This is a genomic window from Isoptericola sp. NPDC056605, from assembly GCF_042792795.1.
Lineage (GTDB): Bacteria > Actinomycetota > Actinomycetes > Actinomycetales > Cellulomonadaceae > Isoptericola.
The window spans coordinates 40,243-62,065 of the sequence record NZ_JBHTVT010000016.1; the positions used below are offsets into that span (position 1 = coordinate 40,243).

Here is a 21,823-nt window from a genome sequence, read left to right on the forward strand (position 1 = left end):
ACCGATTTCAGCCTATGCCGGGCGTCGCGCGCACGCGACAATCGACGGCATGCCGGCGCACCGCCCACTCCTGGCGACCATCGTCGCGCTGGTCACGCTGCTCCTGGCGGCCTGCAGCTCCGCCACCCCACCGCAGACGGACGCGCAGCCCCTGGTGCTCGCCGCCGTCGAGCCCCTGCCGGCCGGCGCGGTCGGCGCGCTCGACGTCGCCGGCCGCCCCGTCGAGGTGCACGTGCCGGACGGGTACGACGCCGCGGACCCCGCGCCCCTGCTCGTCGTCCTGCACGGCTACGGCTCCGACGCCGCGCGCGTCGACGCCCGGCTCGGGCTGCGCGACGAGGCTCTCGCGCGGGGCGTGCTCTACGCCCTCCCCGAGGGCACCGAGGGGCCCGACGGACGCCGGTTCTGGAACGCGACCGACGCCTGCTGCGGCGTCGACCGCGCCGGCGTCGACGACTCCGCCTACCTGGCGCAGGTGATCCGCACGCTCGTGGCCACGTACGCCGTGGACCCGGACCGGGTCGCGGTGGTCGGGTACTCCAACGGCGGTTTCATGGCCTACCGCACGGCCTGCGACCACGCCGACCTCGTGTCCGTCGCCGTGTCGCTCGCGGGCGCGATGCCGGCGGACGACGGTGTCTGCCGGCCGTCGCGGCCGGTGACCGTGGTGCAGGCGCACGGCGCCGACGACCCCGTGATCCGCGCGGGCGGAGGCCTGCGCGACGGTCGTGCCTATCCGTCGGCGGCGGAGTCGGCAGCCGGATGGGCACGTCTCGACGGGTGCGCGACGGCACCCGCCACCGCCCCCGCCCGGCGCGACCTCGACAGCACGGTCCCCGGTGCCGAGACGACCGTGACGGCATGGGCCGGGTGCTCGGGCGCCGCCACGGTCGAGCTGTGGTCGATCGCCGGGGCGGACCACTCCCCCGCCCTCACCCGGTCGTTCGCGACGGCGGTGCTCGACCTCGTGACCGGCACACCCTGACGACGACCAAGGCTCGCCTGCCCTTGCTGGCGGTCGCCGGGAAGGCTCCTTAACCTGGAATGGTTCAAGAGAGCGATCGTCACCGGAAGCGAGGTTCACACCCATGACCACTCCCACGATGAAGCGCAACACTCCGCGGGCCGAGGCGTCCGACAAGCTCCGCGCCCACCTGCAGCGCGTGCTCGTCGCGCTGGTCGACCTGCACGTCCAGGGCAAGCAGGCCCACTGGAACGTCACCGGCCGCGGCTTCCGCGACCTGCACCTCCAGCTCGACGAGCTGGTCGACGTCGCGCGGGAGCACAGCGACACCGTCGCCGAGCGGCTCCGCGCCCTCCAGGCCGTGCCCGACGGCCGCACCGAGACCGTCGCCACCACGACCGACCTGTCGCCCTACCCCGCCGGCCTGGTCTCCGTCGAGGACACGGTCGACGCGATCGTCGAGCGCGTCGCGCAGACCGTCGAGGTCGCCCGCGAGGTGCACAACGACGTCGACGCCGAGGACCCGACCACGGCCGACCTGCTGCACGAGATCATCACGGACCTCGAGAAGCAGGCGTGGATGATCTCGTCGGAGAACACCGAGGTCTGATCGACGGCGCGGGCCGCTGCGCCCCTCCCGCTCACGACGACGGCGCGGTCCCCCACCGGGGGCCGCGCCGTCGTCGTGCGTGCTGCGGACCGTCAGATGACGCCGAAGGCGATCATCGCGTCCGCCACCTTGGTGAAGCCGGCGACGTTGGCGCCGACGACGTAGTCGCCGGGCGCCTCGTACTCCTCGGCGGTGGCGAGGCAGCTGTCGTGGATGCCGGTCATGATCTCCGCGAGGCGGGACTCGGTGTAGTCGAAGCTCCACGAGTCGCGCGAGGCGTTCTGCTGCATCTCCAGCGCCGACGTCGCGACGCCGCCCGCGTTCGCGGCCTTGCCCGGGCCGAAGAGCACGCCGGCGTCGCGCAGGAGGGCCACGGCCTCCGGGGTCGTCGGCATGTTGGCGCCCTCGGCGACGGCGAGCACACCGTTCGCGACGAGCTGCTTGGCGTCGGCCTCGGAGAGCTCGTTCTGGGTGGCGCAGGGAAGCGCGACGTCCGTCGGGACGTCCCAGATGCTGCCGTCGGACACCAGGCGGGCGCCGGGGCGCCGGTCGACGTAGTCGGACACGCGGCCGCGCTGGACCTCCTTGACCTCCTTGAGCAGGTCGAGGTCGATGCCCGCCTCGTCGACGACGTACCCGGACGAGTCGGAGAACGTGATCACGCGGCCGCCGAGCTGCTGCGCCTTCTCGGCCGCGTAGATCGCGACGTTGCCCGAGCCGGACACCGAGACGCGGCGGCCGTCGAGGCTCTCGCCCTTCGTGCCGAGCATGCTCTGCGCGAACAGCACCGCGCCGTAGCCGGTGGCCTCCCGGCGCACCAGCGAGCCGCCCCAGGTGAGGCCCTTGCCGGTGAGCACGCCGGACTCGTAGCGGTTGGTGATCCGCTTGTACTGGCCGAACAGGTAGCCGACCTCGCGGGCGCCCACGCCGATGTCACCGGCGGGCACGTCCGTGTACTCGCCGATGTGGCGGTACAGCTCGGTCATGAACGACTGGCAGAACCGCATGACCTCGCCGTCGGAGCGGCCGCGCGGGTCGAAGTCGGAGCCGCCCTTGCCGCCGCCGATCGGCAGGCCGGTGAGGGCGTTCTTGAAGATCTGCTCGAAGCCGAGGAACTTCACGATCCCCAGGTACACCGAGGGGTGGAAGCGCAGGCCGCCCTTGTACGGGCCGAGGGCCGAGTTGTACTCGACGCGGAACCCGCGGTTGATCCGCACGCGGCCCGTGTCGTCCACCCACGGCACGCGGAAGATGATCTGCCGCTCGGGCTCGCAGATGCGCTCGAGCACGGCGGCCTCGACGTACTGCGGGTTCTTGCGCAGCACCGGGCCCAGCGACTCGAAGACCTCTCGTACCGCCTGGTGGAACTCCACCTCGCCGGGGTTGCGACGCAGCACCTCGGCGAACACAGGCTGCAGACGGTCTTCCATGGGGGCTCCTCCCGAGTTCTGGGGAGCGCGCCCGCGGGGCCCAAGGGCGGCACGGCACACGCACGACCATCGCAGCCTAGACGTTCCCGAGACGACGTCTCACGCCCCGAGACGTCGCCTGGTGCCGGCCCGACACGCCGCGAGCGGGCGTCCGGCCCTGTACCGGTCGCGCAACAGGGCGGGACGCCCGCTCGAAGCGGGTCGCGTGGTCAGCCGAAGATGCGCGGCAGGGTGCCCTCGTGCGCCTCGCGGGCCTCGGCGAGCGACACCGTGAAGGTCTCGCCGTCGAAGCCACCGGCGACGGCCAGCTCCTCGCCGCCGGTGCGACCGAGGCGCAGCACCGGCACGCCGGCGGCCTCGGCCACCGCGACGAGCTCGGACTCGTGCTCCGCGTCGACGGCCACCAGGGCGCGCGCGGTGGACTCGCTGAACAGCGCGGCGAACGGCGTCACGCCGTCGCGGCCGGTGACGCCGTCGAGCGCGACGTCGGCGCCGACGCCGTAGCGCAGCGACGCCTCGAGCAGCCCCTGCGCGAGACCACCCTCGGACAGGTCGTGCGCGGCGGCGACGAGGCCCTGCTCGCGCGCCTCGACCAGCGCCGAGGCGAGCGCGCGCTCGGCCGCCAGGTCCACGCGCGGCGGCAGGCCGCCCAGGTGCCCGTGCTCGACGTCGGCCCACGCGGAGCCGTCCAGCTCGTCGGCGGTGCGGCCCAGCAGCAGGATCGACAGGCCCTCGGTGCGCCAGCCCGACGGCACCGCGGTGCGCACGTCGTCGATGACGCCGAGCACGCCGACGACCGGCGTCGGGTGGATCGAGGAGTCGATCTGGCCGGGCTCGCCCGTGCCGTTGTACAGCGACACGTTGCCGCCCGTGACCGGGACGCCGAGCTCCTGGCACGCGTCCGCGAGGCCCTCGATCGCCTCGACGAGCTGCCACATCGAGTCCGGGTGCTCCGGCGAGCCGAAGTTGAGGCAGTCCGTCACGGCGAGCGGCGTGGCGCCGGCCGTCGCGACGTTCCGGTACGCCTCCGCGAGCGCGAGCTGGGCGCCCGTGCGCGGGTCGAGCTTGCCGTAGCGGCCGTTCGCGTCGGTCGCGAGGGCGACGCCGCGGCCCGTGGCCTCGTCGACGCGGACCACGCCGCCGTCGTCGGGCTGCGCGAGCGCCGTGTTGCCCTGCACGAAGCGGTCGTACTGGTTGGTGACCCACGCCTTGGAGGCGAGGTTCGGCGACGCGAGCAGGCGCAGCGCGGTGGCGCGCAGGTCGTCGGCCGAGGTGGGGCGGGCCAGACCGGCGGCCACGGTGGTGTCGGCCTGCAGGCCGTCCTGCCACGCCGGGCGGGCGTAGGGGCGCTCGTAGACCGGGCCCTCGTGCGCGACCGTCTTCGGGTCGACGTCCACGATCCGCTGGCCGTGGTGGTCGATGGTGAGGCGGCCGGAGTCGTTGACCTCGCCGATGACGGCGGTCTCGACGTCCCACTTGCCGGTGATCGCGAGGAACTGCTCGAGCTTCTCGGGCGTGACCACCGCCATCATGCGCTCCTGCGACTCCGACATGAGGATCTCGCCGGCGTTCAGGGTGGGGTCGCGCAGCAGCACGTCGTCGAGCCAGACGTGCATGCCGCCGTCGCCGTTCGAGGCGAGCTCGCTCGTGGCGCAGGAGATGCCCGCGGCCCCGAGGTCCTGGATGCCCTCGACCACCTGGGCGGCGTAGAGCTCCAGGCAGCACTCGATGAGCACCTTCTCCATGAAGGGGTCGCCCACCTGGACGCTCGGCCGCTTGGCCGGCACGCCGTCCTCGAACGTCTCCGACGCGAGGATCGACGCACCGCCGATGCCGTCGCCGCCCGTGCGGGCGCCGAAGAGGACCACCTTGTTGCCGACGCCGGACGCGTTGGCGAGGTGGATGTCCTCGTGGCGCAGCACGCCGAGGCACAGCGCGTTGACGAGCGGGTTGCCCTGGTAGGAGCCGTCGAAGACGAGCTCGCCGCCGATGTTCGGCAGGCCCAGGCTGTTGCCGTAGCCACCGACGCCCGACACGACGCCGTGCACGACGCGCGCCGTGTCCGGGTGGTCGACGGCGCCGAAGCGGAGCTGGTCCATGACGGCCACGGGGCGCGCGCCCATCGAGATGATGTCGCGGACGATGCCGCCGACGCCGGTCGCGGCGCCCTGGTACGGCTCCACGAACGACGGGTGGTTGTGCGACTCGACCTTGAAGGTCACCGCCCAGCCGTCGCCGACGTCGACGACGCCCGCGTTCTCGCCGATGCCGACGAGCAGGTGCTCCTTCATCTCCTCGGTGACCCGGTCGCCGAACTTCTTCAGGTGCACCTTGGACGACTTGTACGAGCAGTGCTCGGACCACATCACCGAGTACATGGCCAGCTCGGCAGCCGTGGGGCGGCGCCCGAGCAGGTCGCGGATGCGCTGGTACTCGTCCGGCTTGAGGCCGAGCTCGGCGTACGGCTGGGCCTCGTCGGGCGTGGACGCGGCGTTCTCGACGGTGTCCAGCTGGGGGCGGGGGGCGGACACGGCTTCAGCACGGTCGGCAGCGGCGGTCATCAACTTCCCTCGGGTCGCGCGAGTACTGCAGAGCTCAGGGCTCGGACCGGGTGATCACCGCACCGCGGGGTGCCGGTATCCGGCGTCGGTCCGTGCGGGGGCGCCTCGCGGCGCGCCGCCAGTCTACCGGCGCCCGCCGGCACTCCCGACGGCGCCGCTAGGGTGCGCGCATGACCGCACCCGAGGGGCACGGACCGGCGCACCCGGCGGACGCGCGGGGAGCCGGGCCCGCCGACCTCCTCGCCTTCGCCTGCGAGCTCGCGCTGCTGGCGCTCCTGGCCGTGTCCGGCTGGCGCCTCGGCTCCCAGGTGGGCGACGGCGCGACAACCGTCGTCACCGGCGTCCTGCTGGCCGTCGGGCTCCCCGCGGTCGCGGTGGCCGTCTGGGGGCGGTGGCTGGCACGGAACGCGCCGGGCCGCCTCCGCCAGCCCGCGCGGCTCGTCGTGCAGGCCGCGCTGTTCGTGGTGGCGGGAGCGCTCGCCGCGGCGTCCGGCCTGCCCGGATGGGGCCTCGGGGTCGCCGCCGTCGGCGTCCTCGCGTTCGCGCTGACCCGGAGGTCGTGACCTCCCGCGCCGGGCGGGAACCGGGCAGGATGGGTCGGTGCCGATCCTGCCCACCGAACGCGACCCCCGGCTGATCACCGTGCGCCGGGGAGGGTCCCTCTCCGACGACCACCACCGGATGCTGGCCGAGTGGGCGGTGGCCTGCGCCGACCACGTGCTGCCGCTCTTCGAGCGGGAGGCGCCCGACGACGCCCGCCCGCGCGACGCCCTCGAGGTCGCCCGCGGGTGGATCCGGGACGAGGTGCCGATGCGGGAGGCGCACCGCACCGCCTTCGTCGCGAACGCCGCCGGCAAGGGCCGGCCCGACCCCGCACGGTTCGCGGCCCTCGCGGCCGGGCAGGCCGTCGCCGTGGCCCACGTCCCGGCGCACGACCTGGGTGCCGCCGCCTACGCCGTCCGGGCCGCGAGCGCCGCCGCCCCGGGGCCCGAGAGGGAGGTCGTCCGCCTCGCCGAGCGGGACTGGCAGCGGGAGCAGGTGCCCGCCGAGCTGCTCGACCTGGTCCTCGACGACCAGCGGGCGCGCTCCGCGATCTGCTGGGACGTCTTCGACGACTGACGCCCACCAGCCCCCGGCCGACGGGTCAGCCCTTGACCGACCCCGACGCGAGCCCCGCCACGTAGTACCGCTGCAGCGCCACGTACAGCACCACGCACGGGATCATCGCGACCACCGACCCGGCGGCCAGGAGCCCGAAGTTCACCTGGCCGTAGGCACCCTGCTGCAGGTTCACCAGCGACACCGGCAGCGTGTAGAGCGACGAGTCGGTGAGGAACGTCAGCGCCCCGAGGAACTCCGTCCACGAGGCGAGGAACGCGTACAGGGCGGCGGTCGCGGCGCCGGGCAGCACGAGGGGCCGCAGCACGGAGACGATCATGCGCACCGTCCCCGCGCCGTCGACGTGCGCCGAGTCCTCGATCTCGCCGGGCACCGACTCGAACGCGTTGCGCATGACGAAGACGCAGAACGGGAGGTTCACGGTCGTGTAGAAGAGCACGAGGCCGAACAGGCTGTCCGTGAGCCGCATGGCGTTCATCTGCAGGTACAGCGGGGTGAGGATCGCCTGGAACGGCACCATGAGCGTCACCAGCACCAGCCCGAACAGCAGGCCCCGCCCGCGGAAGCCGAACTTGGCGAACCCGTAGCCGGCGAGCGTCGCGAGGACGGCGGTGAGCACGGCCGTCGACACCGACACGACGACGGAGTTCACGATGCCGCGCCAGATCTCCGGCTGGTCGAGGATCAGCCGGAAGTTGACCCACGACAGGTCGAGGAAGCGCCCGTCGGGCGCGGCGACGACGACGTCGCCCGGCTGGCCGGCACGCACCAGCGCCAGCAGCAGCGGCACCACGAAGACGAGGGCGGCGAGGGTGCCGCCGACCGCGTAGAGCGTGCGGCGCACGCGCGTGTCGCGCTCGGGGCCGGACGCCGGCCCCGCCGCGCCGGGCGAGGACCCGCGGCCCGGGCTCGTGCCGCGGGAGCTCCCGCCCGGTGCACCCAGCCCGGTCGTGCCCGGTGCGCTCGTCGTGACCGCCATGTCAGCTCCTCTCCCGCAGCAGCCAGAACTGCGCCGCGGTGACCAGTCCGGTGATGACGACCAGGACGAGCGACATCGCCGTCGCCGCCCCCAGCTGCAGCTGCACGAACGCCCGCCGGTAGATCGCCATCACCACGGTGGTGGTGTCCGATCCCGGGCCGCCCTGGGTCAGGATGTAGAACTGCGTGAACGCGAGCAGCGACCCGATGACCGACAGCACGACGGTCATGGCGATGGTGCGCCGCAGCATGGGGATCGTGATCGAGCGCTCCCGCACCCACCAGGACGCGCCGTCGAGCTCCGCGGACTCGTAGACCTCGCGCGGGATGCCCTGCATCCCGGACATGAGCAGCACCATCGTCAGGCCCGACACCGCCCAGATCACCATGACGCACAGGAGCCCGGTGGCGAGCGGCCCGTCGACGAGCCACGCCGTCGAGCCGTCGGTGATCCCGAGGGCCTTGAGCACCACGTTCACCATGCCGCTGTTCGGCTGCGCCTCGAGCAGCATGAGGAAGCTGAGCGTCGTGAGGCCGATGACGTACGGGACGAAGAAGATCGTGCGCAGCACCGTGGCGCCGCGGCGGTTGGACCGCACGACCACCGCCAGCGTGTAGCCGAGCGCGAGGATCGGCAGCGTGACGATCGCGGTGTAGAGCAGGGTGTAGCCGACGGCCCGCCAGAACGTGGGGTCCGTGAGCACGGACGCGTAGTTCTCCAGGCCGACGAACCGCCACGTCCCGATGAGCGGGAGGTTGGTGAACGAGATCCCCACGGCGGAGACGAGCGGCACCAGCACGAACACGACGACGAACGCGACCGCCGGCGCGACGAGCAGCAGGCCGGTGCGGGCGGGGTGGGTGAGGGTGCCGTGGCGTCGTGCGGGCCGGGCGACGGCCGCGGCGCTCATGCCTGGGCCTGCCGGAGGATGCGGTCGTACGTGGTCTGGGCCTCGTCCATGGCGGCATCGACCTCCCCGTCGAAGACGGCCCGGCGGAACATGCGCAGCCAGGGCCCGTCCTGCTGGTTGTAGATGAGGTTGTAGGCGAGCGTGGTGGGGGCGTAGCCCGCGTCGAGCGACTTCAGCGTCGGGGTGACGAGCGGGTGCTCGGCCTCGAACTCCGGCGTCACGACGTCGGAACGGATCGGCGAGTAGAACCCGTCGGGCATGCGCGCCTGCTGCTCGAGGGCGACGGCGAAGCGGATCAGCTCGGTCGCGCCCTCGGGGTTCTTCCCGCCCGCGGGCATGCACAGGTTGTCGCCGCCGTCGAAGAACGCGCGGCCGCCGTCGGGCCCGGGCAGCAGCACCACGCGGCTGCGCTCCAGGAGCTCGGGCGACGCGTTCGGCGCGACGACGCCGTAGCCGCCCGGGAACATCCCGAGCCGTCCGGCGACGTAGTCGGCCGACCAGCGCGAGGCATCGTCGGCGAAGCAGCCGGGCGGCACCAGCTGCTCGTCCCAGAGCGTGCGCTCGAGGTCGAGGGTGCGCCGCAGCGCCTCGTTGCCGGCGACGTTCCCCCGCTGGTCGCCGACGTCGCCGACGATGAGGTCGGTGCCCGTGGCCCACACGTGCGGCTGCACGGTGAACCCCAGCGCGCCGGACGCGTTGCCGGGGAACGACCAGGCGTAGGTGTCGTCGTCGAGCGCGGCGATCGCGCGGGCGGCCTCGAGGATCCCGTCGAAGGACGCCGTGTGCTCGTCGACGTCCAGGCCGGCGCGGTCGAACAGCTCGGTGTTGCAGAACAGCACCGAGAAGTCGCCGAGGAAGGGCACCCCGTAGTGCTTCCCGTCCTTGGTCGCGAGGGCGAGGTGGCCGGGACTGAGGGCGTCGCCGAGGGCGAGGTCCTCCACCAGCGGCGTGAGGTCGGTGAACACGTCGCGAAACGCGAACATCGTCGAGTAGATGTCGTCGATGTCGATGACGTCGGGTACCCGGCCACCGCGGATCGCCGTGGCGACCTTGGTGACGTACTGACCGTTCTGGATCGGCGTGAGCCGCACCCGGACGCGGTCCTGCGCCGCGTGGAACGCGTCGACCACGGCCTGGACGCCGTTGACCGTGTCCGAGCGGCACCACATCTCCACCGTGCCGCGGGCACCCCCACCGAACCCCGGGGCACCGACGTCGACGGCGGTGACCGGGCTCGCGCACCCGGCCAGCCCGACCCCGGTGGCGGCCGTCGCGCCGCCCACGCCGAGCAGCGCGAGCAGCTGCCGTCTGGTGAGCTCCATCGCTCTCCTCCTCCGCGCCCGTCGGGCGCCGTGTCCTCCAGGTCCTGCCCGCGGACGGCGCTGCCCGCGGGGGCGGGGCGCCCGTTCCCGGGCGCCCCGCGAGTGGTGCTGCCGGTCAGGCCACGGGGATCCAGACCCGCATGGCCTGCGGGCCGCGGTTGGCCCACAGGTGGTACGGGACCGCCCGCAGCGTCACGGTGCCGGTGACGGCCGGGGCAGCCGTCGTCGCCGCGCGGTAGGGACCGTCGCCCGGCTCGGTCGCGGGCCGGCCCTGCACGGTGCCGGTGGCGGTCACGACGACGGCGCCGCCCAGCAGGTCGGGGCGGTCCTCCTCGCCCAGGGATCCGGCGACGTCGATCAGGACGTCGTCCACGACGGCGCCCGGCTCCTGGTCCACCTGCTCCAGCGCGTACACCAGCGGGCCGCGCTCGATCGCGACGCAGCCGCGCACGTCGTCGACCCGGGGGTCGGCGGCAGTCAGGCGGGGCGTCACGGGCAGCTCCAGCACGACGGCGTCGCCCGCCGCGAGCGGCCGGCCCACCGTGGCGTACGCGCCCGCCGCGACCGGGGCGCCGTCGAGCGTGGCGCCCTCGGCCCAGCCCGGGATCCGCAGCGCGAGACCCGCGCCCGCGGGTGCCTCCTCGACGTGCAGCGTCACGCGACCCCGGTACGGGTACTGCGTCTCGACGCGCACGCGCAGCGTGCCCCCCGGAAGCACGGCGGCGATGGTGCCGGGCGCGTACTGGTGCAGCTGGAGCGCGTCGTCGGTGAACGTCGCGAGGTAGCCCTCGAGGCTGGACAGCGTCCGCATGATGTTCGGCGGGCAGCAGGCGCAGCCGAACCACGGCCGGCGCCCGGCGGCGGGGTTGCGCTCCTCCTCCGCGTGCGCGCCGGAGCGCACCTGCAGCGGGTTGACGTAGAAGTACTCGGTGCCGCCCAGGGAGAGCCCGGAGAGGAAGCCGTTGAGCAGCATGCGCTCGATCTGGTCCGCGTACCGCGCGTCGCCGGTCGCGAGCAGCAGGCGCCACGCCCACTGCACCCCGCCGATGGCGGCGCACGTCTCCGCGTAGGCGCGGTCGTTGGGCAGCTCGTGCGGGTCGCCGAACGACTCGCCGTCCCAGCGGGAGCCGAGCCCGCCCGTGAGGTATTGCTTGCCGTCGACCATCGCCGCGTACTGCGCCTCGAGCGCCGCGAGGAGCTCGCGGTCGCCCGTCTCGACCGCGACGTCGGTGGCGCCCGCGCCGAGGTAGACGGCCCGCACGGCGTGCCCCTCGACGGTCGTCGCCTCGCGGACGCGCACCCGGTCGGAGAAGTAGGTGGGCTGCTTGCCGTGGGCCGCGACGATCCCCGTGCCGCGGGCCTCGACGAACCACGACGCCAGGTCCAGGTACGCGCGCGTCCCCGTCTCCCGGTAGAGCTCCACGAGCGCGGTCTCGATCACCGGGTGCCCGTCGACCTCGCGCAGCTGTCCCTCGCCGTCGCCGAACGTCTCGACGAGGTGGTCGGCCAGGCGGACGGCGACGTCGAGCAGCTCGCGCCGGCCTGTCGCCCGTACCTGCGCCACCGCCGCCTGCATGAGGTGGCCCGCGCAGTAGTGCTCGTGGCTCCACGGCAGGTCGGAGTAGCGCTCGACGCCGCGCAGCTGCGGCACCGAGTCGAGGTAGCCGTCGGGGGCCTGGGCGCCCGCGACGGCGCGCGTCACCTCGAGGATGTCGGCCAGCAGCGCCTCGTCGGGCTCGCGCCCGTACTCCCAGGCCGCGGCCTCGAGCCACTTGTGCACGTCGGAGTCCGCGAAGATCGGCCCCTGCGCCTCGCCCTCGGCCAGCCCGGCGGCGATCTCGAGGTTGCGCAGGTTCCCGTACTCCCGCAGGTGCCCCAGGCCCTCGGGCACCGACGCCTCGCGGTTCACGCGGAGCCGGTGGCCCCACAGCCCGCCGTCGAGGGTCGCGCTGCCCGGCGGCAGCGGTCGCAGGCTCGCCACCGCCGCAACGGTGGGCTCGGCAGGTCCGCGGACGGTCCCGAACGTCGTCGTCGTCATGCACCTCTCCCTCGAGGAAGGAAACTAGGAATCCGTTTTCCTTACCGTAGGGAGCGTTGCCGAAGCCGTCAACCGCTGTCCCGACAAGCGAAATCGCGTACCATCGGCACGGCCGGCCGTCGGTCGGCGGAACAGCAGGAAAGCAGAGGAGGCCTGATGGCGGAGACTCCGGGCGTCGTGCGGATCACCGACGTGGCCGCACTGGCGGGGGTGTCCCCCAGCACCGTCTCCAAAGCCCTCAACGACACCGGGTCCCTGCGGCCCGCCACCCGGGCCCGCGTGCGCGAGGCGGCCGAGCGCCTGGGCTTCGTGCCCGACGCCCAGGCACGGTCGCTCTCGGCCCGGCGCAGCTTCACCGTCGGCCTGCTGAGCACGGACTCGGCGGGCAGGTTCTCGCTGCCGGTCGTGCTCGGCGCCGAGAACGCGCTCGTCGGGGGTCAGATCTCCGCGCTGCTGGCCACGGCCCGGCACGACCCGGTCCGCGAGCAGCACCACGTGCGCAGCCTCGTCGCCCGGCGCGTGGACGGCATCATCGTCACCGGCCGCACGACCGACCCGCGGCCTCCCATCCAGGTGCCGATGCCGGTGGTCTACGCCTACTCGCCGTCCTCGGACCCCGACGACGCGTCGGTCGTGCCCGACGACACCGCCGGGATGACCGCCGTCGCGGAGCACCTGCTCTCCCTCGGACGCACCCGCGTCGCCTACGTCGGCGGTCGCGGCGACCAGGCGGCCTCCGTGCAGCGGCACGCCGCCCTGGCAGCCGCTCTCGGGGCGCGCGGCGCCGCGATCGTCGGCGAGCCGCAGTTCGGCGAGTGGTCCGAGCGGTGGGGCCGCCTCGCGGTCGACGTCGTGCTCGGCGACCACCGGGCCGGCGACCCGTTGCCGGTCGACGCCGTCGTGTTCGCCTCCGACCAGCTCGCCCGGGGTGGCTGCGACCGCCTGCGCGACCGCGGCGTGCGGGTGCCCGAGGACGTGGCCGTGACCGGCTACGACGACTGGGAGGTCATGGCGCTCGCCAGCAGGCCGCCGCTGACCACCGTGGATCCGCAGCTCGACCGGCTGGGGCAGCGGGCCGCCGAGCTCCTGCTCGCCGCGATCGACGGTCGCCCCGCGCACGGCACGGAGCTCTCACCGCCACGCCTCGTCGTACGAGGGTCCACCGCCGGGGACTCCTGAGCCGGGAGCCGCGTCAGCTCGCGGGGGCCTCGTCCTCGACCGGCGGGACCATGGAGATCGACGGGTCCAGGGCGGTCGCCACGGCCGCGAGCGCCCCGAGGATCAGCCCGACCCGCGTGTGCGGCAGCCGCCGCCCCTGCGCGCGCCAGCGCTCGCCACGCCGGTAGGCCCACTTCTCCCCCGCCACGGCGATCGTCACGGCGAGGGCGAGCGCGCCCGCCACGGCCGCTCCCGCGACGCCCGGGCCCGGCAGCGGGTCGGCGCCGTCGAGCGCCACGTCGGCCGCCAGCACGTTGTCGTCCGGTTCACGGGCATCCCGCCCGTCGGCCGGCGCGATCCCCTCGTCCGGCTCCGAGGCGTTCTCGCCGGCTGCGTTCTCGTCGGCGTCGCGCAGGTCGCGCAGCTCGTCGCGCACCTCACGCATCCCGTCGACGGCGGAGCGGCCCTCGCTGGTCAGGGCCATCCCGAGCCCGAGCCCCCCGGCCAGCACGCCCACCTTGGCCAGGGCGCGTGCCCAGCGCGGTCGGACGACGTCGGGCACGGCGTACCAGGCCAGCGTCGTGAGTCCGGTGATCGCGACGCTCCGGGCGTCGACCTGCCTGCGCGCGGCGGGCGTGTCCATGGGTCCACCTCCGGGTCGGGGCCTCGTGCGAGCGGCGGCACCGAGGTCCTCGGGCCGCCCGTGGGACAACGGGCGGCACCGGGGCAGAGTTCCGCGACTCCGGTCCGGCGTGAGGCCGACCTGCACGGATGACGTTTTCTTGACCTGTGGCCCTCGATCCTTGACCAGGATCATCACCAGGTGACGATTCTTCGTGAGCGGGGCCACGCGTGGCCCCGGTGGAGCCGGGGGTTTCGTCGGTTACCACAAGGTGGTTTGATGCGCACGTGGAACTGCTCAGAACCTTCGCTCCCGGTGCGTTCGCGTACGGGCTGGCGTCGTGGTCGTGGCTGGGGGTCCACGGCAAGACGCCCCGCTTCACGACCGTCTTCGGCGACGTCTTCCTCGAGTCCCTGGAGGGCTGGTGGTTCCTCGACACGATCGAGGGGTCGCTCGAGCTCCGCTGGGCCACCGCCGTCGAGATGTACACGGAGCTCGACTCGGCGGACGGGCGTGCGGACCTCCTCCTGGAGGACCTCTGCCGAGAGGTGCTCGACGCCGGCACCCACCCCCGCCCGGACGAGGTGCTCGCCTTCTCCCCGCACCCCGCGATCGGCGGACGGCTCCACGCCGACCACGTGGCCCCGCTCCGGTTCGAGCTCGCGCTGCGGCTCACCGGGGAGATGCACCACCAGCTGCGCGCGACGCTGGACCCGTCGCCCTCGCCCCTGCTGCTCGGGCACGTCGACCCCCCGGCTCCGGCTCTCACCTGGGACACGGCGGGGCGCGACCGCCGACCGTGACCCACCTGTGACCTGCACGATCCGCCCAGCAGATGCACGACCGGCCGTCGTGTCGTCTCCTGGAAAGGCACGGATGAGGCGGACCGTGGGAGGTAGGCATGAGACGGGTGCTCGTCGTCGGGCTCGTCGTAGGGGTCGTGGACGGGGCGTTGCTGGGCGCGTCGGCGGCGCTCGGCTGGACGTGGGTGGCGTGGGCCGCCCTGCTGGCCGGGCTCGGGGGCGCGGCGGTCGTGGCGATGTCCGTCCCGCCGGCGCGCGTCGCACGACCGGCCACCGTCACGCTCGGCCTGCCGCTGCGTGACGAGCAGGCGGCCGAGGAGGCGAGCGTCGTGCCCGCCCCGGTACCCGGCACGACGCCGGGAACGGTCGAGAGCCCGCCGGCCGTCGTCGAGGACTACCCGCAGCCGGTGCGCGCGGCCCAGCCGACGCCCGCCGCCGCCTGACGGCGAGCGCAGGGAGCGGGCGAGCACGCGAGAGAAGCCGCGAGAGAGAAGCCCGGACGGGACTGCGTCGACCGCAGTCCCGTCCGGGCTTCTCTCTCGCCGTCAGGAGCGCTTCTGCTTCTTCAGCGCCTTCTCGCTGACCGGCGCGGTGCCGTCGGCCCGCTGCTGGGCGTAGTACGCCCGCGCCTCGTCCTGCCGCTCCGCCTCGATGCCGGACGCGATGACCGCCCGGAGGTGCTCCGGCCCGTAGCCCCACGCGTCGACGAGGTCGACGGCGTGCGGACGCAGGCGGTCGAGCAGGCGGTCGACGTACGACGTCACCGTGCGGGCACGCTGCGCGGACAGCCGCCCGTTGATGAGGTACCAGGCGAGGTTGCGCTCGATGAGCGTGAGCCCGAAGACGTCGCGCACCCAGGTCATCACGCGGCGCGTGCCCGGGTCCTCGATCTGCTCGAGGGCGTCGGTGAACGCCGACCAGCGCAGCAGGTCCGCGTGCGCCCTGGCCGCCTCGACGAGCTGCACCTGGTTCTCGTCGAAGATCCGCGCGGCCGTGACGGGGTCGGCCTTCTGCGCGGGGCGCAGCGCCATGGCGACGTCCTCGACGATCGTCGCGACGCGGTCGGCGAGCAGCTCGCGCTGCGTCTCGGCGTCGCGCAGGTGCCCGGCCGCGCGGCGCGGGTCGCCGACGTCGGCGAGGGCCTGGCCGGCCCGGCGCAGGCCGGTGCGGTGCAGCGCGGCGTCCGCGGCGCGGTCGACGACGAACCGGGCGATGCCGGCCGGCGTCGACGTGGCGCCCTTGAGCGCCTTCGCGTAGTCGCCCACGAGGCGCTTGGCGACGAGCTGCAGCAGCACCGTGTTGTCGCCCTCGAACGTGGCGTACACGTCCATGTCGTGGTGCAGGCTCGTGATGCGGTTCTCGGTGATGAAGCCGGCGCCGCCACAGGCGACGCGGGCCTCCTGCAGCGTCTCCAGCACGAACGTGGTCGACGTCGCCTTGAGCGCCGCCGCCATCGTCTCGAGGTCTTCGCGGTTCTCGGGGGTGTCCTTCTCGCCGGAGAAGACGTCGTCGAACAGGTCGAGGAGGCGGTCGTGCGCGAAGTGCGTCGCGTAGGTCTCCGCGATGCGGGGGAACAGGCGGCGGCGGTGCGTCGCGTAGTCCAGCAGCACCGTCTCCTCGATCGGCGACGACGAGGTGAACTGCCGGCGCTCGGCGCCGTACTTCACGGCGATGGCGAGGCCCAGCTTGGACGCCGTCGACGCCGCGCCGTCCAGGGACACGCGGCCCTGCACCAACGAGCCGAGCATGGTGAAGAAGCGGCGGCCGGGGCTGTCGATCGACGACGAGTACGTGCCGTCGGCGGCGACCGCGCCGTAGCGGGCGAGCAGGTCCGTACGCGGGATGCGCACGTGGTCGAAGGCGAGCCGCCCGTTGTCGACGCCGCGCAGGCCGCCCTTGAGGCCGTCGTCGTGCCCGCTGATCCCGGGCAGGAACTCCATGGTCTCCGGGTCGCGCACCGGCACGTAGAAGCAGTGCACGCCGTGGTTGACGCCGTTCGTGATCAGCTGCGCGAAGACGGTGGCCGCCGTGGCGTGCACCGCCGCGTTGCCGAGGAACTCCTTCCACGCCGCGCGGAACGGCGTGTGGATCTCGAACTCCTCGGTCTCCGGGTCGTAGGTGGCGGTCGTGGCCACCGACGCGACGTCCGAGCCGTGCCCGATCTCCGTCATCGCGAACGCGCCCGGCACGGACAGGTCCATGGCGCCCGGCAGCAGACGGTCCTGCTGCTCCGGGGTGCCCAGGTGGAGGATCGCCGAGCCGAAGAGGCCCCACTGGACGCCCGCCTTGATCTGCAGCGACGGGTCGGCGACGGCGAGCTCCTCGAAGCCCGCCAGGTTCGCGCCCGGGGCGTCGGCCCCGCCGAGGCGCGTCGGGTACCCGAGCCAGACCTGGTGCTTCTCGTCGGTGGCGAGCAGCTTCATCTGCTCGAGCACGCGCTCGCGGTGCTCCGCCATCGAGAGCGACTCGTCCTTCCAGAAGGTCGGGTCGGTCGAGCGCGCGCGGGCGTGGCGGCGCCACTCCGGCCACCGGCCGAGCAGCTGCTCGGACAGGCCGGCCACGTCGACGCGCGGGGTCGCCTTGGGGGCGGGCACGCTGCCGGCGGCCTGCGTCGTCGCGGGACGGTCGGACGTCGTGGTCATCGGTTCTCCTGCGGGGGTGCGGGGATGGGGGTCGAAGGGTCGGGAGGCGTCATGCCCTCGTGGTGGAGGACGCCGACGGGGCCGGTCCACAGCCAGAGCGTCACCTGCTCGGTGAGCTCCTCCCGGGTGAGCCGGTCGGCTCCGTCATGGCCGAGCCACCACTCGCCGGCGCCGCGTACGAAGCCGACGGCCCCGGCGGCCCAGGCGGCGGCGAGCGCCGGGGGCACCTGGACGGCCCTGGCGAAGGGCTCGGCCACCAGCTCGATCACGGAGTCGAGGTACGCGCCGAGCGCCTCGACCTGCCCGGTCCCGACGGCGCCGGGGGCGGGCTCGTTGCCGCCGATGGCGGTACGGGTGACGAACCAGTAGACGTTGGGCGAGTGCTCGATCATCTCGAGGTACACCCGGACCATCGCGCGCAGGGCCGCGTGCGGGGTGGGCGCGGCCTCGGCCGCCTCGCGGAGGGCGTCGTGCATCGTCGCCACGACGTGCGCGGCCACGGCGAGGCGCAGCCCCGCCTTGTCCTCGAAGTACCGGTAGACGATCGACTTGGACGTGCCCGCCTCGCCCGCGATCTCGTCCATCGAGACCCCGGGGCCGCCGCGGTGCACGGCCTTGCGCGCGGCGTTGACGAGCTGCGCCCGGCGTGCGGCGCGATGATCGTCCCAGCGCGTCGAACGACCGTCGAGGGCCGCGCGGCCGTCCGGGGTCGAACGGGCGTCGAGCTGTTCCGCGGCCCTCATCGGCCGCACCTTGTGACTCGTCTCACGGGACTGAGAGTATCAGGTACTGTGAGTCCTACCTGACCGACGGAGTGAAGGATCTATCGCTGTGGCTACACGCAAGCCGTCCGACGGCTCCCCCCGGAGCACGTCCCGGAGGACCACCCCCGCCCCGTCGCCGTCCGCCCCCGCGGGCGTGCGCGACGCCGTGATCGTGGGCGGCAACCGCATCCCGTTCTCGCGCGCCGGCAAGAAGTACGCCGACGCCTCCAACCAGGAGATGTTCACCGCGGCGCTCGAAGGGCTCGTCGCCCGGTACGGGCTGCAGGGTGAGCGCCTCGGCGAGGTCGTGGGCGGCGCGGTCCTCAAGCACTCGCGCGACTTCAACCTGATCCGCGAGTCCGTGCTCGGCTCCTCGCTGTCGCCCCAGACCCCCGCGTTCGACCTGCAGCAGGCGTGCGCGACCGGCCTCGAGGCCGCGATCACCGTCGCGAACAAGATCCGCCTCGGCCAGATCGAGTCCGGCGTCGCCGGCGGCTCCGACACCGTCTCCGACGCACCGGTCGCCGTGAGCGAGGGGCTGCGCCGGGCGCTGCTCGACGCGTCGCACGCCAAGACGCTCCAGGCCCGCCTCAAGGCCTTCGCGAAGATCCGCCCCGCCGACCTCAAGCCCCTCACCCCCGCCACCGACGAGCCGCGCACCGGCCTGTCGATGGGTGAGCACCAGGCGATCACCACCGCCCGCTGGGGCATCTCCCGCGCCGCGCAGGACGAGGTCGCGCTCGCCAGCCACCAGCACCTCGCCGCCGCGTGGAACGCCGGGTTCTTCGACGACCTGGTCACGCCGTTCCGCGGCCTGACCCGTGACGACAACCTCCGCGCGGACACCTCGCTGGAGAAGCTCGCGAAGCTCAAGCCGGTGTTCGGCCGCGGCCTCGCCGAGCCCGCCGAGCCCACGATGACGGCCGGCAACTCCACGCCGCTGACCGACGGCGCCTCCACCGTGCTGCTGTCGTCGGCCGCGTGGGCCGCCGAGCGCGACCTGCCGGTGCTCGCGCGTCTCGTCGACGCCGAGACCGCCGCCGTCGACTTCGTGCACGGCCACGACGGACTCCTCATGGCGCCCGTGCACGCGGTGCCGCGCCTGCTGGCCCGCAACGGCCTGACCCTCGACGACTTCGACTTCTTCGAGATCCACGAGGCGTTCGCGTCGACCGTCCTCACCACGCTCGCCGCGTGGGAGGACGCCGACTACTGCAAGGCGGAGCTCGGCCTCGACACGCCGCTCGGCAGCGTCGACCGGGAGAAGCTCAACGTCAACGGCTCGTCGCTCGCGGCCGGCCACCCGTTCGCCGCCACCGGCGGGCGCATCCTTGCGACGGCGGCCAAGCTGGTCGCCGCGAAGGCCGCCGAGACCGGCCGGCCGGCCCGCGCCCTGATCTCCGTCTGCGCCGCCGGCGGCCTCGGGGCCACCGCCGTCGTCGAGTCCGTCTGAGAGGGAGCCCCGTGACCGACTCCTACACCAAGGCCGTCAACTCCGGCTTCACCAAGACGCTCGCGAAGAAGCTGGGCCTGCCGCGCCCCGCGATCCTGCGGCGCTTCCGCGCGGGCGACCCGCTCACCGTCGGGCCCGTCCTCGTCGTCTCGGACGACGCGTCCACCGGCGACGCGGACACCCTCGCCAAGGAGCTCCACGGCTGGGGCCTCGACGTGCGCCGTCAGCCCACCGACGACGCGCGCTGGGGCGCCGTGCTCCTCGTGCTCACCGAGGCGAAGCGACCCACCGACGTCTCCGCGGCCGTGCTGGCCACGGGCTCGGTCCTGCGCCGGCTCGCCACGAACGGGCGCGTCGTCACCGTCTCGCGCGCGGCCGCCGACGGCGACGCCCCCGCGCTCGCCGCGGCGCGCAACGGCGTCGACGGCTTCCTGCGCTCGCTCGCCAAGGAGCTGCGCGCGGGCGCCACCGGCAACGGGATCGTGCTCACCGACGGCGCCGCCGCGAACGCCACCTCGGTGCTCGCGACGCTGCGCTTCTTCCTGTCCGCCCGCTCGGCCTACGTCGACGGCCAGCTGCTGCCGGTCGGCCCGGCGGACGCCGAGGCTCCCGCCGACTGGGACCGGCCTCTGGCCGGGAAGGTCGCCGTCGTCACCGGGGCCGCCCGAGGCATCGGCGCCGCGATCGCGAAGACCCTCGCCCGCGACGGCGCCACCGTCGTGTGCGTGGACGTCCCCGCGGCCGGCGAGGGTCTGGCCCGCACCGCCAACGCGGTGGGCGGCACGGCGCTCCAGCTCGACGTGACGGCCGAGGACGCGGGCCGCCGCATCCTCGAGCACGCGCGCACCCGCCACGGCGGCCTCGACGTCGTGGTGCACAACGCGGGCATCCTGCGCGACAAGCTGCTGGCCAACATGAAGCCCGCCCAGTGGGACTCGGTCATCGCCGTCAACCTCGAGGCCCAGCTGCGCATCAACGACCAGCTGCTCGGCCTCGACGGGGGCGAGGGCGTGGACGGGCTGCGGATCGTCTCGCTCGCGTCGACCTCCGGCATCGCCGGCAACAAGGGCCAGACGAACTACGGCTTCTCCAAGGCGGGCGTCATCGGGCACACGCGCGCGACGGCCCCGCTCGTCGCCGCGCGCGGCGGCACCGCGAACGCCGTCGCCCCCGGCTTCATCGAGACCGAGATGACGGCGTCGATCCCGTTCGCCACCCGCGAGGTGGCCCGTCGGCTCAACTCGCTGCAGCAGGGCGGCAAGCCCGTCGACGTCGCCGAGGCGATCGTCTTCCTCGCGTCGCCAGCGTCCGCCGGGGTCAACGGCCAGGTGCTGCGCGTGTGCGGGCAGAACCTGGTGGGGCGGTGACGGCGAGCGCGCCGGCCACCAGCGCCGGCGAGCCGCTGCGCGTCGAGACCCTGCCCACCCTGCCGGGCCTCGGCAGCCTCTACGCGCGCGGCGCCGCCGCCTCCGGCCGCATCGCCGCGGGGCGGGCGATGCCGGGCCTGCCCGTCATCGGCCAGGGGCGGTCGGAGGGCGACGGGGAGGCTGCTCCCCTGACGCTGCCCGACGTCGCGTACCGCGTCTCCGACGTGCCGACGGCGGACCTCGCCCACCACCTGCACGACTACCAGCGGCTGCTGCACGAGCCCGTCACCGACGTGCTGCCGGCGGGGTACCTGCACGTGCTCGCGTTCCCGCTCGCGACGGCGGTCATGGTGCGTGGGGACTTCCCGCTGCCGCTGCTGGGGATGGTGCACCTGGCGAACGACGTCGAGCTCCGCGGGCCCGTCGTCCTGGGCGACGCGCTCGAGGTGCGCGCCTGGGCCGAGAACCTGCGCCCGCACAAGCGCGGCGTGCAGGTGGATCTCGTCGCCGAGGTGCGCCGCCAGGCGGACCCGGGCTCCGCCCCGGTGTGGCGGGGCGTGTCGACCTACCTCGCCAAGGGCTTCCACCTGCCGTGGACGGCGCCCGGGACGGACGCGGAGGACGAGCACGACGGCGAGGACCGCGCGCCCACGGGCACGTGGACGCCCCCGCTGCCCACCGGCCGGTGGGCGCTCGGGCCGGGCACCGGCCGCGCGTACGGCGCGGTCTCGGGCGACCGGAACCCGATCCACCTGTCGGCGCTGTCCGCCAAGGCGTTCGGCTTCCCGCGCGCCATCGCGCACGGCATGTACACGGCGGCGCGTGCCCTGGCCGACGTCGGGCACGCGCGCGGCGAGGCGTACCGCTGGACGGTCGAGTTCGCCTCGCCCGTGCTGCTGCCCGGCACGGTGGACGTGGCCGTGACCCCGGACGACGGCGGCGGCTTCGCCTACGTCGGCTGGAACGGCGGCCGCGGCCGCCAGCACTTCCGCGGCACGGTCACGCCGCTCTGACCTGGTGTCCGCGAGGTAGCCCGAGAGCTGCCGAGGTCGTTCGGAGCGCCGCGAGGTAGTGCGCACTA

19 protein-coding genes are annotated in these 21,823 nt (G+C 74.0%); 10 read left to right on the forward strand and 9 right to left on the reverse strand.

Features of this window, described 5'->3' with window-relative positions; genetic code table 11:
- Positions 1–49: 49 nt before the first annotated feature.
- Positions 50–985, forward strand: coding sequence for an alpha/beta hydrolase family esterase (locus tag ACFQ8Y_RS15965; RefSeq protein WP_430586110.1), 936 nt, complete (start codon positions 50–52; stop codon positions 983–985).
- Between the two features lie 103 nt (positions 986–1,088).
- Complete coding sequence (locus ACFQ8Y_RS15970) at positions 1,089–1,574, forward strand: Dps family protein (RefSeq protein ID WP_430586111.1); 486 nt, start codon at positions 1,089–1,091, stop codon at positions 1,572–1,574.
- Between the two features lie 92 nt (positions 1,575–1,666).
- On the opposite strand, the gene gdhA is transcribed toward ACFQ8Y_RS15970, so the two are convergent.
- Entirely contained in the window at positions 1,667–3,004 is a 1,338-nt protein-coding gene (gdhA, locus tag ACFQ8Y_RS15975; protein ID WP_430552145.1) for an NADP-specific glutamate dehydrogenase, read from the reverse strand.
- Between the two features lie 209 nt (positions 3,005–3,213).
- On the reverse strand, positions 3,214–5,565 hold the full coding sequence (purL, locus tag ACFQ8Y_RS15980; protein ID WP_430552146.1) for a phosphoribosylformylglycinamidine synthase subunit PurL: 2,352 nt from the start codon (positions 5,563–5,565) through the stop codon (positions 3,214–3,216).
- Positions 5,566–5,735: 170 nt separating this feature from the next.
- On the opposite strand from purL, the gene ACFQ8Y_RS15985 reads away from it, so the two are divergent.
- Together ACFQ8Y_RS15985 and ACFQ8Y_RS15990 are read left to right on the forward strand one after the other, a co-directional pair.
- Positions 5,736–6,128, forward strand: a complete 393-nt coding sequence (locus ACFQ8Y_RS15985) for a YrdB family protein (protein WP_430586112.1) — start codon at positions 5,736–5,738, stop codon at positions 6,126–6,128.
- A 37-nt stretch (positions 6,129–6,165) separates the two neighbouring features.
- Positions 6,166–6,684, forward strand: a complete 519-nt coding sequence (locus ACFQ8Y_RS15990) for a putative immunity protein (RefSeq protein ID WP_430586113.1) — start codon at positions 6,166–6,168, stop codon at positions 6,682–6,684.
- Positions 6,685–6,709: 25 nt separating this feature from the next.
- On the opposite strand, the gene ACFQ8Y_RS15995 is transcribed toward ACFQ8Y_RS15990, so the two are convergent.
- The 4 genes from ACFQ8Y_RS15995 to ACFQ8Y_RS16010 form a co-directional block, all read right to left on the reverse strand.
- Positions 6,710–7,663, reverse strand: a complete 954-nt coding sequence (locus ACFQ8Y_RS15995) for a carbohydrate ABC transporter permease (protein ID WP_430586114.1) — start codon at positions 7,661–7,663, stop codon at positions 6,710–6,712.
- A 1-nt stretch (position 7,664) separates the two neighbouring features.
- Complete coding sequence (locus ACFQ8Y_RS16000; protein WP_430552150.1) at positions 7,665–8,573, reverse strand: carbohydrate ABC transporter permease; 909 nt, start codon at positions 8,571–8,573, stop codon at positions 7,665–7,667.
- Entirely contained in the window at positions 8,570–9,895 is a 1,326-nt protein-coding gene (locus tag ACFQ8Y_RS16005) for an extracellular solute-binding protein (RefSeq protein WP_430552151.1), read from the reverse strand. Before ACFQ8Y_RS16005 ends, ACFQ8Y_RS16000 begins: the two co-directional genes overlap by 4 nt.
- A 115-nt stretch (positions 9,896–10,010) precedes the next feature.
- Positions 10,011–11,933 (reverse strand): glycoside hydrolase family 127 protein, encoded by a 1,923-nt coding sequence (locus ACFQ8Y_RS16010; RefSeq protein WP_430586115.1) that lies wholly within the window; start codon positions 11,931–11,933, stop codon positions 10,011–10,013.
- A 156-nt stretch (positions 11,934–12,089) separates the two neighbouring features.
- On the opposite strand from ACFQ8Y_RS16010, the gene ACFQ8Y_RS16015 reads away from it, so the two are divergent.
- A complete protein-coding gene (locus tag ACFQ8Y_RS16015; protein WP_430552153.1) occupies positions 12,090–13,112 on the forward strand; it encodes a LacI family DNA-binding transcriptional regulator in 1,023 nt (340 codons plus the stop codon).
- 13 nt (positions 13,113–13,125) lie between these two features.
- On the opposite strand, the gene ACFQ8Y_RS16020 is transcribed toward ACFQ8Y_RS16015, so the two are convergent.
- A complete protein-coding gene (locus ACFQ8Y_RS16020; protein WP_430586116.1) occupies positions 13,126–13,734 on the reverse strand; it encodes a hypothetical protein in 609 nt (202 codons plus the stop codon).
- 266 nt (positions 13,735–14,000) lie between these two features.
- Between ACFQ8Y_RS16020 and ACFQ8Y_RS16025 the strand changes: the two genes are divergently transcribed.
- Positions 14,001–14,516 (forward strand): hypothetical protein, encoded by a 516-nt coding sequence (locus ACFQ8Y_RS16025; RefSeq protein ID WP_430564896.1) that lies wholly within the window; start codon positions 14,001–14,003, stop codon positions 14,514–14,516.
- A 98-nt stretch (positions 14,517–14,614) separates the two neighbouring features.
- Entirely contained in the window at positions 14,615–14,959 is a 345-nt protein-coding gene (locus ACFQ8Y_RS16030; RefSeq protein ID WP_430552156.1) for a hypothetical protein, read from the forward strand.
- 102 nt (positions 14,960–15,061) lie between these two features.
- On the opposite strand, the gene ACFQ8Y_RS16035 is transcribed toward ACFQ8Y_RS16030, so the two are convergent.
- Complete coding sequence (locus ACFQ8Y_RS16035; RefSeq protein ID WP_430552157.1) at positions 15,062–17,158, reverse strand: acyl-CoA dehydrogenase; 2,097 nt, start codon at positions 17,156–17,158, stop codon at positions 15,062–15,064.
- Positions 17,155–17,901 carry a TetR/AcrR family transcriptional regulator gene (locus ACFQ8Y_RS16040; protein ID WP_430552158.1) on the reverse strand — a complete coding sequence of 249 codons (747 nt, stop codon included), beginning with the start codon at positions 17,899–17,901 and terminating at the stop codon, positions 17,155–17,157. Before ACFQ8Y_RS16040 ends, ACFQ8Y_RS16035 begins: the two co-directional genes overlap by 4 nt.
- Positions 17,902–18,076: 175 nt before the next feature.
- Between ACFQ8Y_RS16040 and ACFQ8Y_RS16045 the strand changes: the two genes are divergently transcribed.
- Genes ACFQ8Y_RS16045 through ACFQ8Y_RS16055 form a run of 3 tightly spaced genes read left to right on the forward strand, consistent with a single transcriptional unit; the run spans position 18,077 to position 21,755 of the window.
- Positions 18,077–19,375, forward strand: a complete 1,299-nt coding sequence (locus ACFQ8Y_RS16045) for an acetyl-CoA C-acetyltransferase (RefSeq protein WP_430586151.1) — start codon at positions 18,077–18,079, stop codon at positions 19,373–19,375.
- An 11-nt stretch (positions 19,376–19,386) separates the two neighbouring features.
- Entirely contained in the window at positions 19,387–20,742 is a 1,356-nt protein-coding gene (locus ACFQ8Y_RS16050) for a 3-oxoacyl-ACP reductase (protein ID WP_430586117.1), read from the forward strand.
- Positions 20,739–21,755, forward strand: a complete 1,017-nt coding sequence (locus ACFQ8Y_RS16055) for a MaoC family dehydratase (protein WP_430586118.1) — start codon at positions 20,739–20,741, stop codon at positions 21,753–21,755. Before ACFQ8Y_RS16050 ends, ACFQ8Y_RS16055 begins: the two co-directional genes overlap by 4 nt.
- The last annotated feature ends 68 nt before the right edge of the window (positions 21,756–21,823 follow it).

Excerpts from the sequence above, each read along its gene's own strand:
- ACFQ8Y_RS15970 (WP_430586111.1), top strand. The coding sequence starts at position 1,089 with ATGACCACTCCCACGATGAAGCGCAACACTCCGCGGGCCGAGGCGTCC.
- ACFQ8Y_RS16035 (WP_430552157.1), bottom strand. The coding sequence starts at position 17,158 with ATGACCACGACGTCCGACCGTCCCGCGACGACGCAGGCCGCCGGCAGC.
- ACFQ8Y_RS16000 (WP_430552150.1), bottom strand. The coding sequence starts at position 8,573 with ATGAGCGCCGCGGCCGTCGCCCGGCCCGCACGACGCCACGGCACCCTC.
- ACFQ8Y_RS15985 (WP_430586112.1), top strand. The coding sequence starts at position 5,736 with ATGACCGCACCCGAGGGGCACGGACCGGCGCACCCGGCGGACGCGCGG.
- ACFQ8Y_RS16010 (WP_430586115.1), bottom strand. The coding sequence starts at position 11,933 with ATGACGACGACGACGTTCGGGACCGTCCGCGGACCTGCCGAGCCCACC.
- ACFQ8Y_RS16020 (WP_430586116.1), bottom strand. The coding sequence starts at position 13,734 with ATGGACACGCCCGCCGCGCGCAGGCAGGTCGACGCCCGGAGCGTCGCG.
- ACFQ8Y_RS16015 (WP_430552153.1), top strand. The coding sequence starts at position 12,090 with ATGGCGGAGACTCCGGGCGTCGTGCGGATCACCGACGTGGCCGCACTG.
- purL (WP_430552146.1), bottom strand. The coding sequence starts at position 5,565 with ATGACCGCCGCTGCCGACCGTGCTGAAGCCGTGTCCGCCCCCCGCCCC.
- ACFQ8Y_RS16005 (WP_430552151.1), bottom strand. The coding sequence starts at position 9,895 with ATGGAGCTCACCAGACGGCAGCTGCTCGCGCTGCTCGGCGTGGGCGGC.
- gdhA (WP_430552145.1), bottom strand. The coding sequence starts at position 3,004 with ATGGAAGACCGTCTGCAGCCTGTGTTCGCCGAGGTGCTGCGTCGCAAC.
- ACFQ8Y_RS15995 (WP_430586114.1), bottom strand. The coding sequence starts at position 7,663 with ATGGCGGTCACGACGAGCGCACCGGGCACGACCGGGCTGGGTGCACCG.
- ACFQ8Y_RS16040 (WP_430552158.1), bottom strand. The coding sequence starts at position 17,901 with ATGAGGGCCGCGGAACAGCTCGACGCCCGTTCGACCCCGGACGGCCGC.
- ACFQ8Y_RS16030 (WP_430552156.1), top strand. The coding sequence starts at position 14,615 with ATGAGACGGGTGCTCGTCGTCGGGCTCGTCGTAGGGGTCGTGGACGGG.
- ACFQ8Y_RS15965 (WP_430586110.1), top strand. The coding sequence starts at position 50 with ATGCCGGCGCACCGCCCACTCCTGGCGACCATCGTCGCGCTGGTCACG.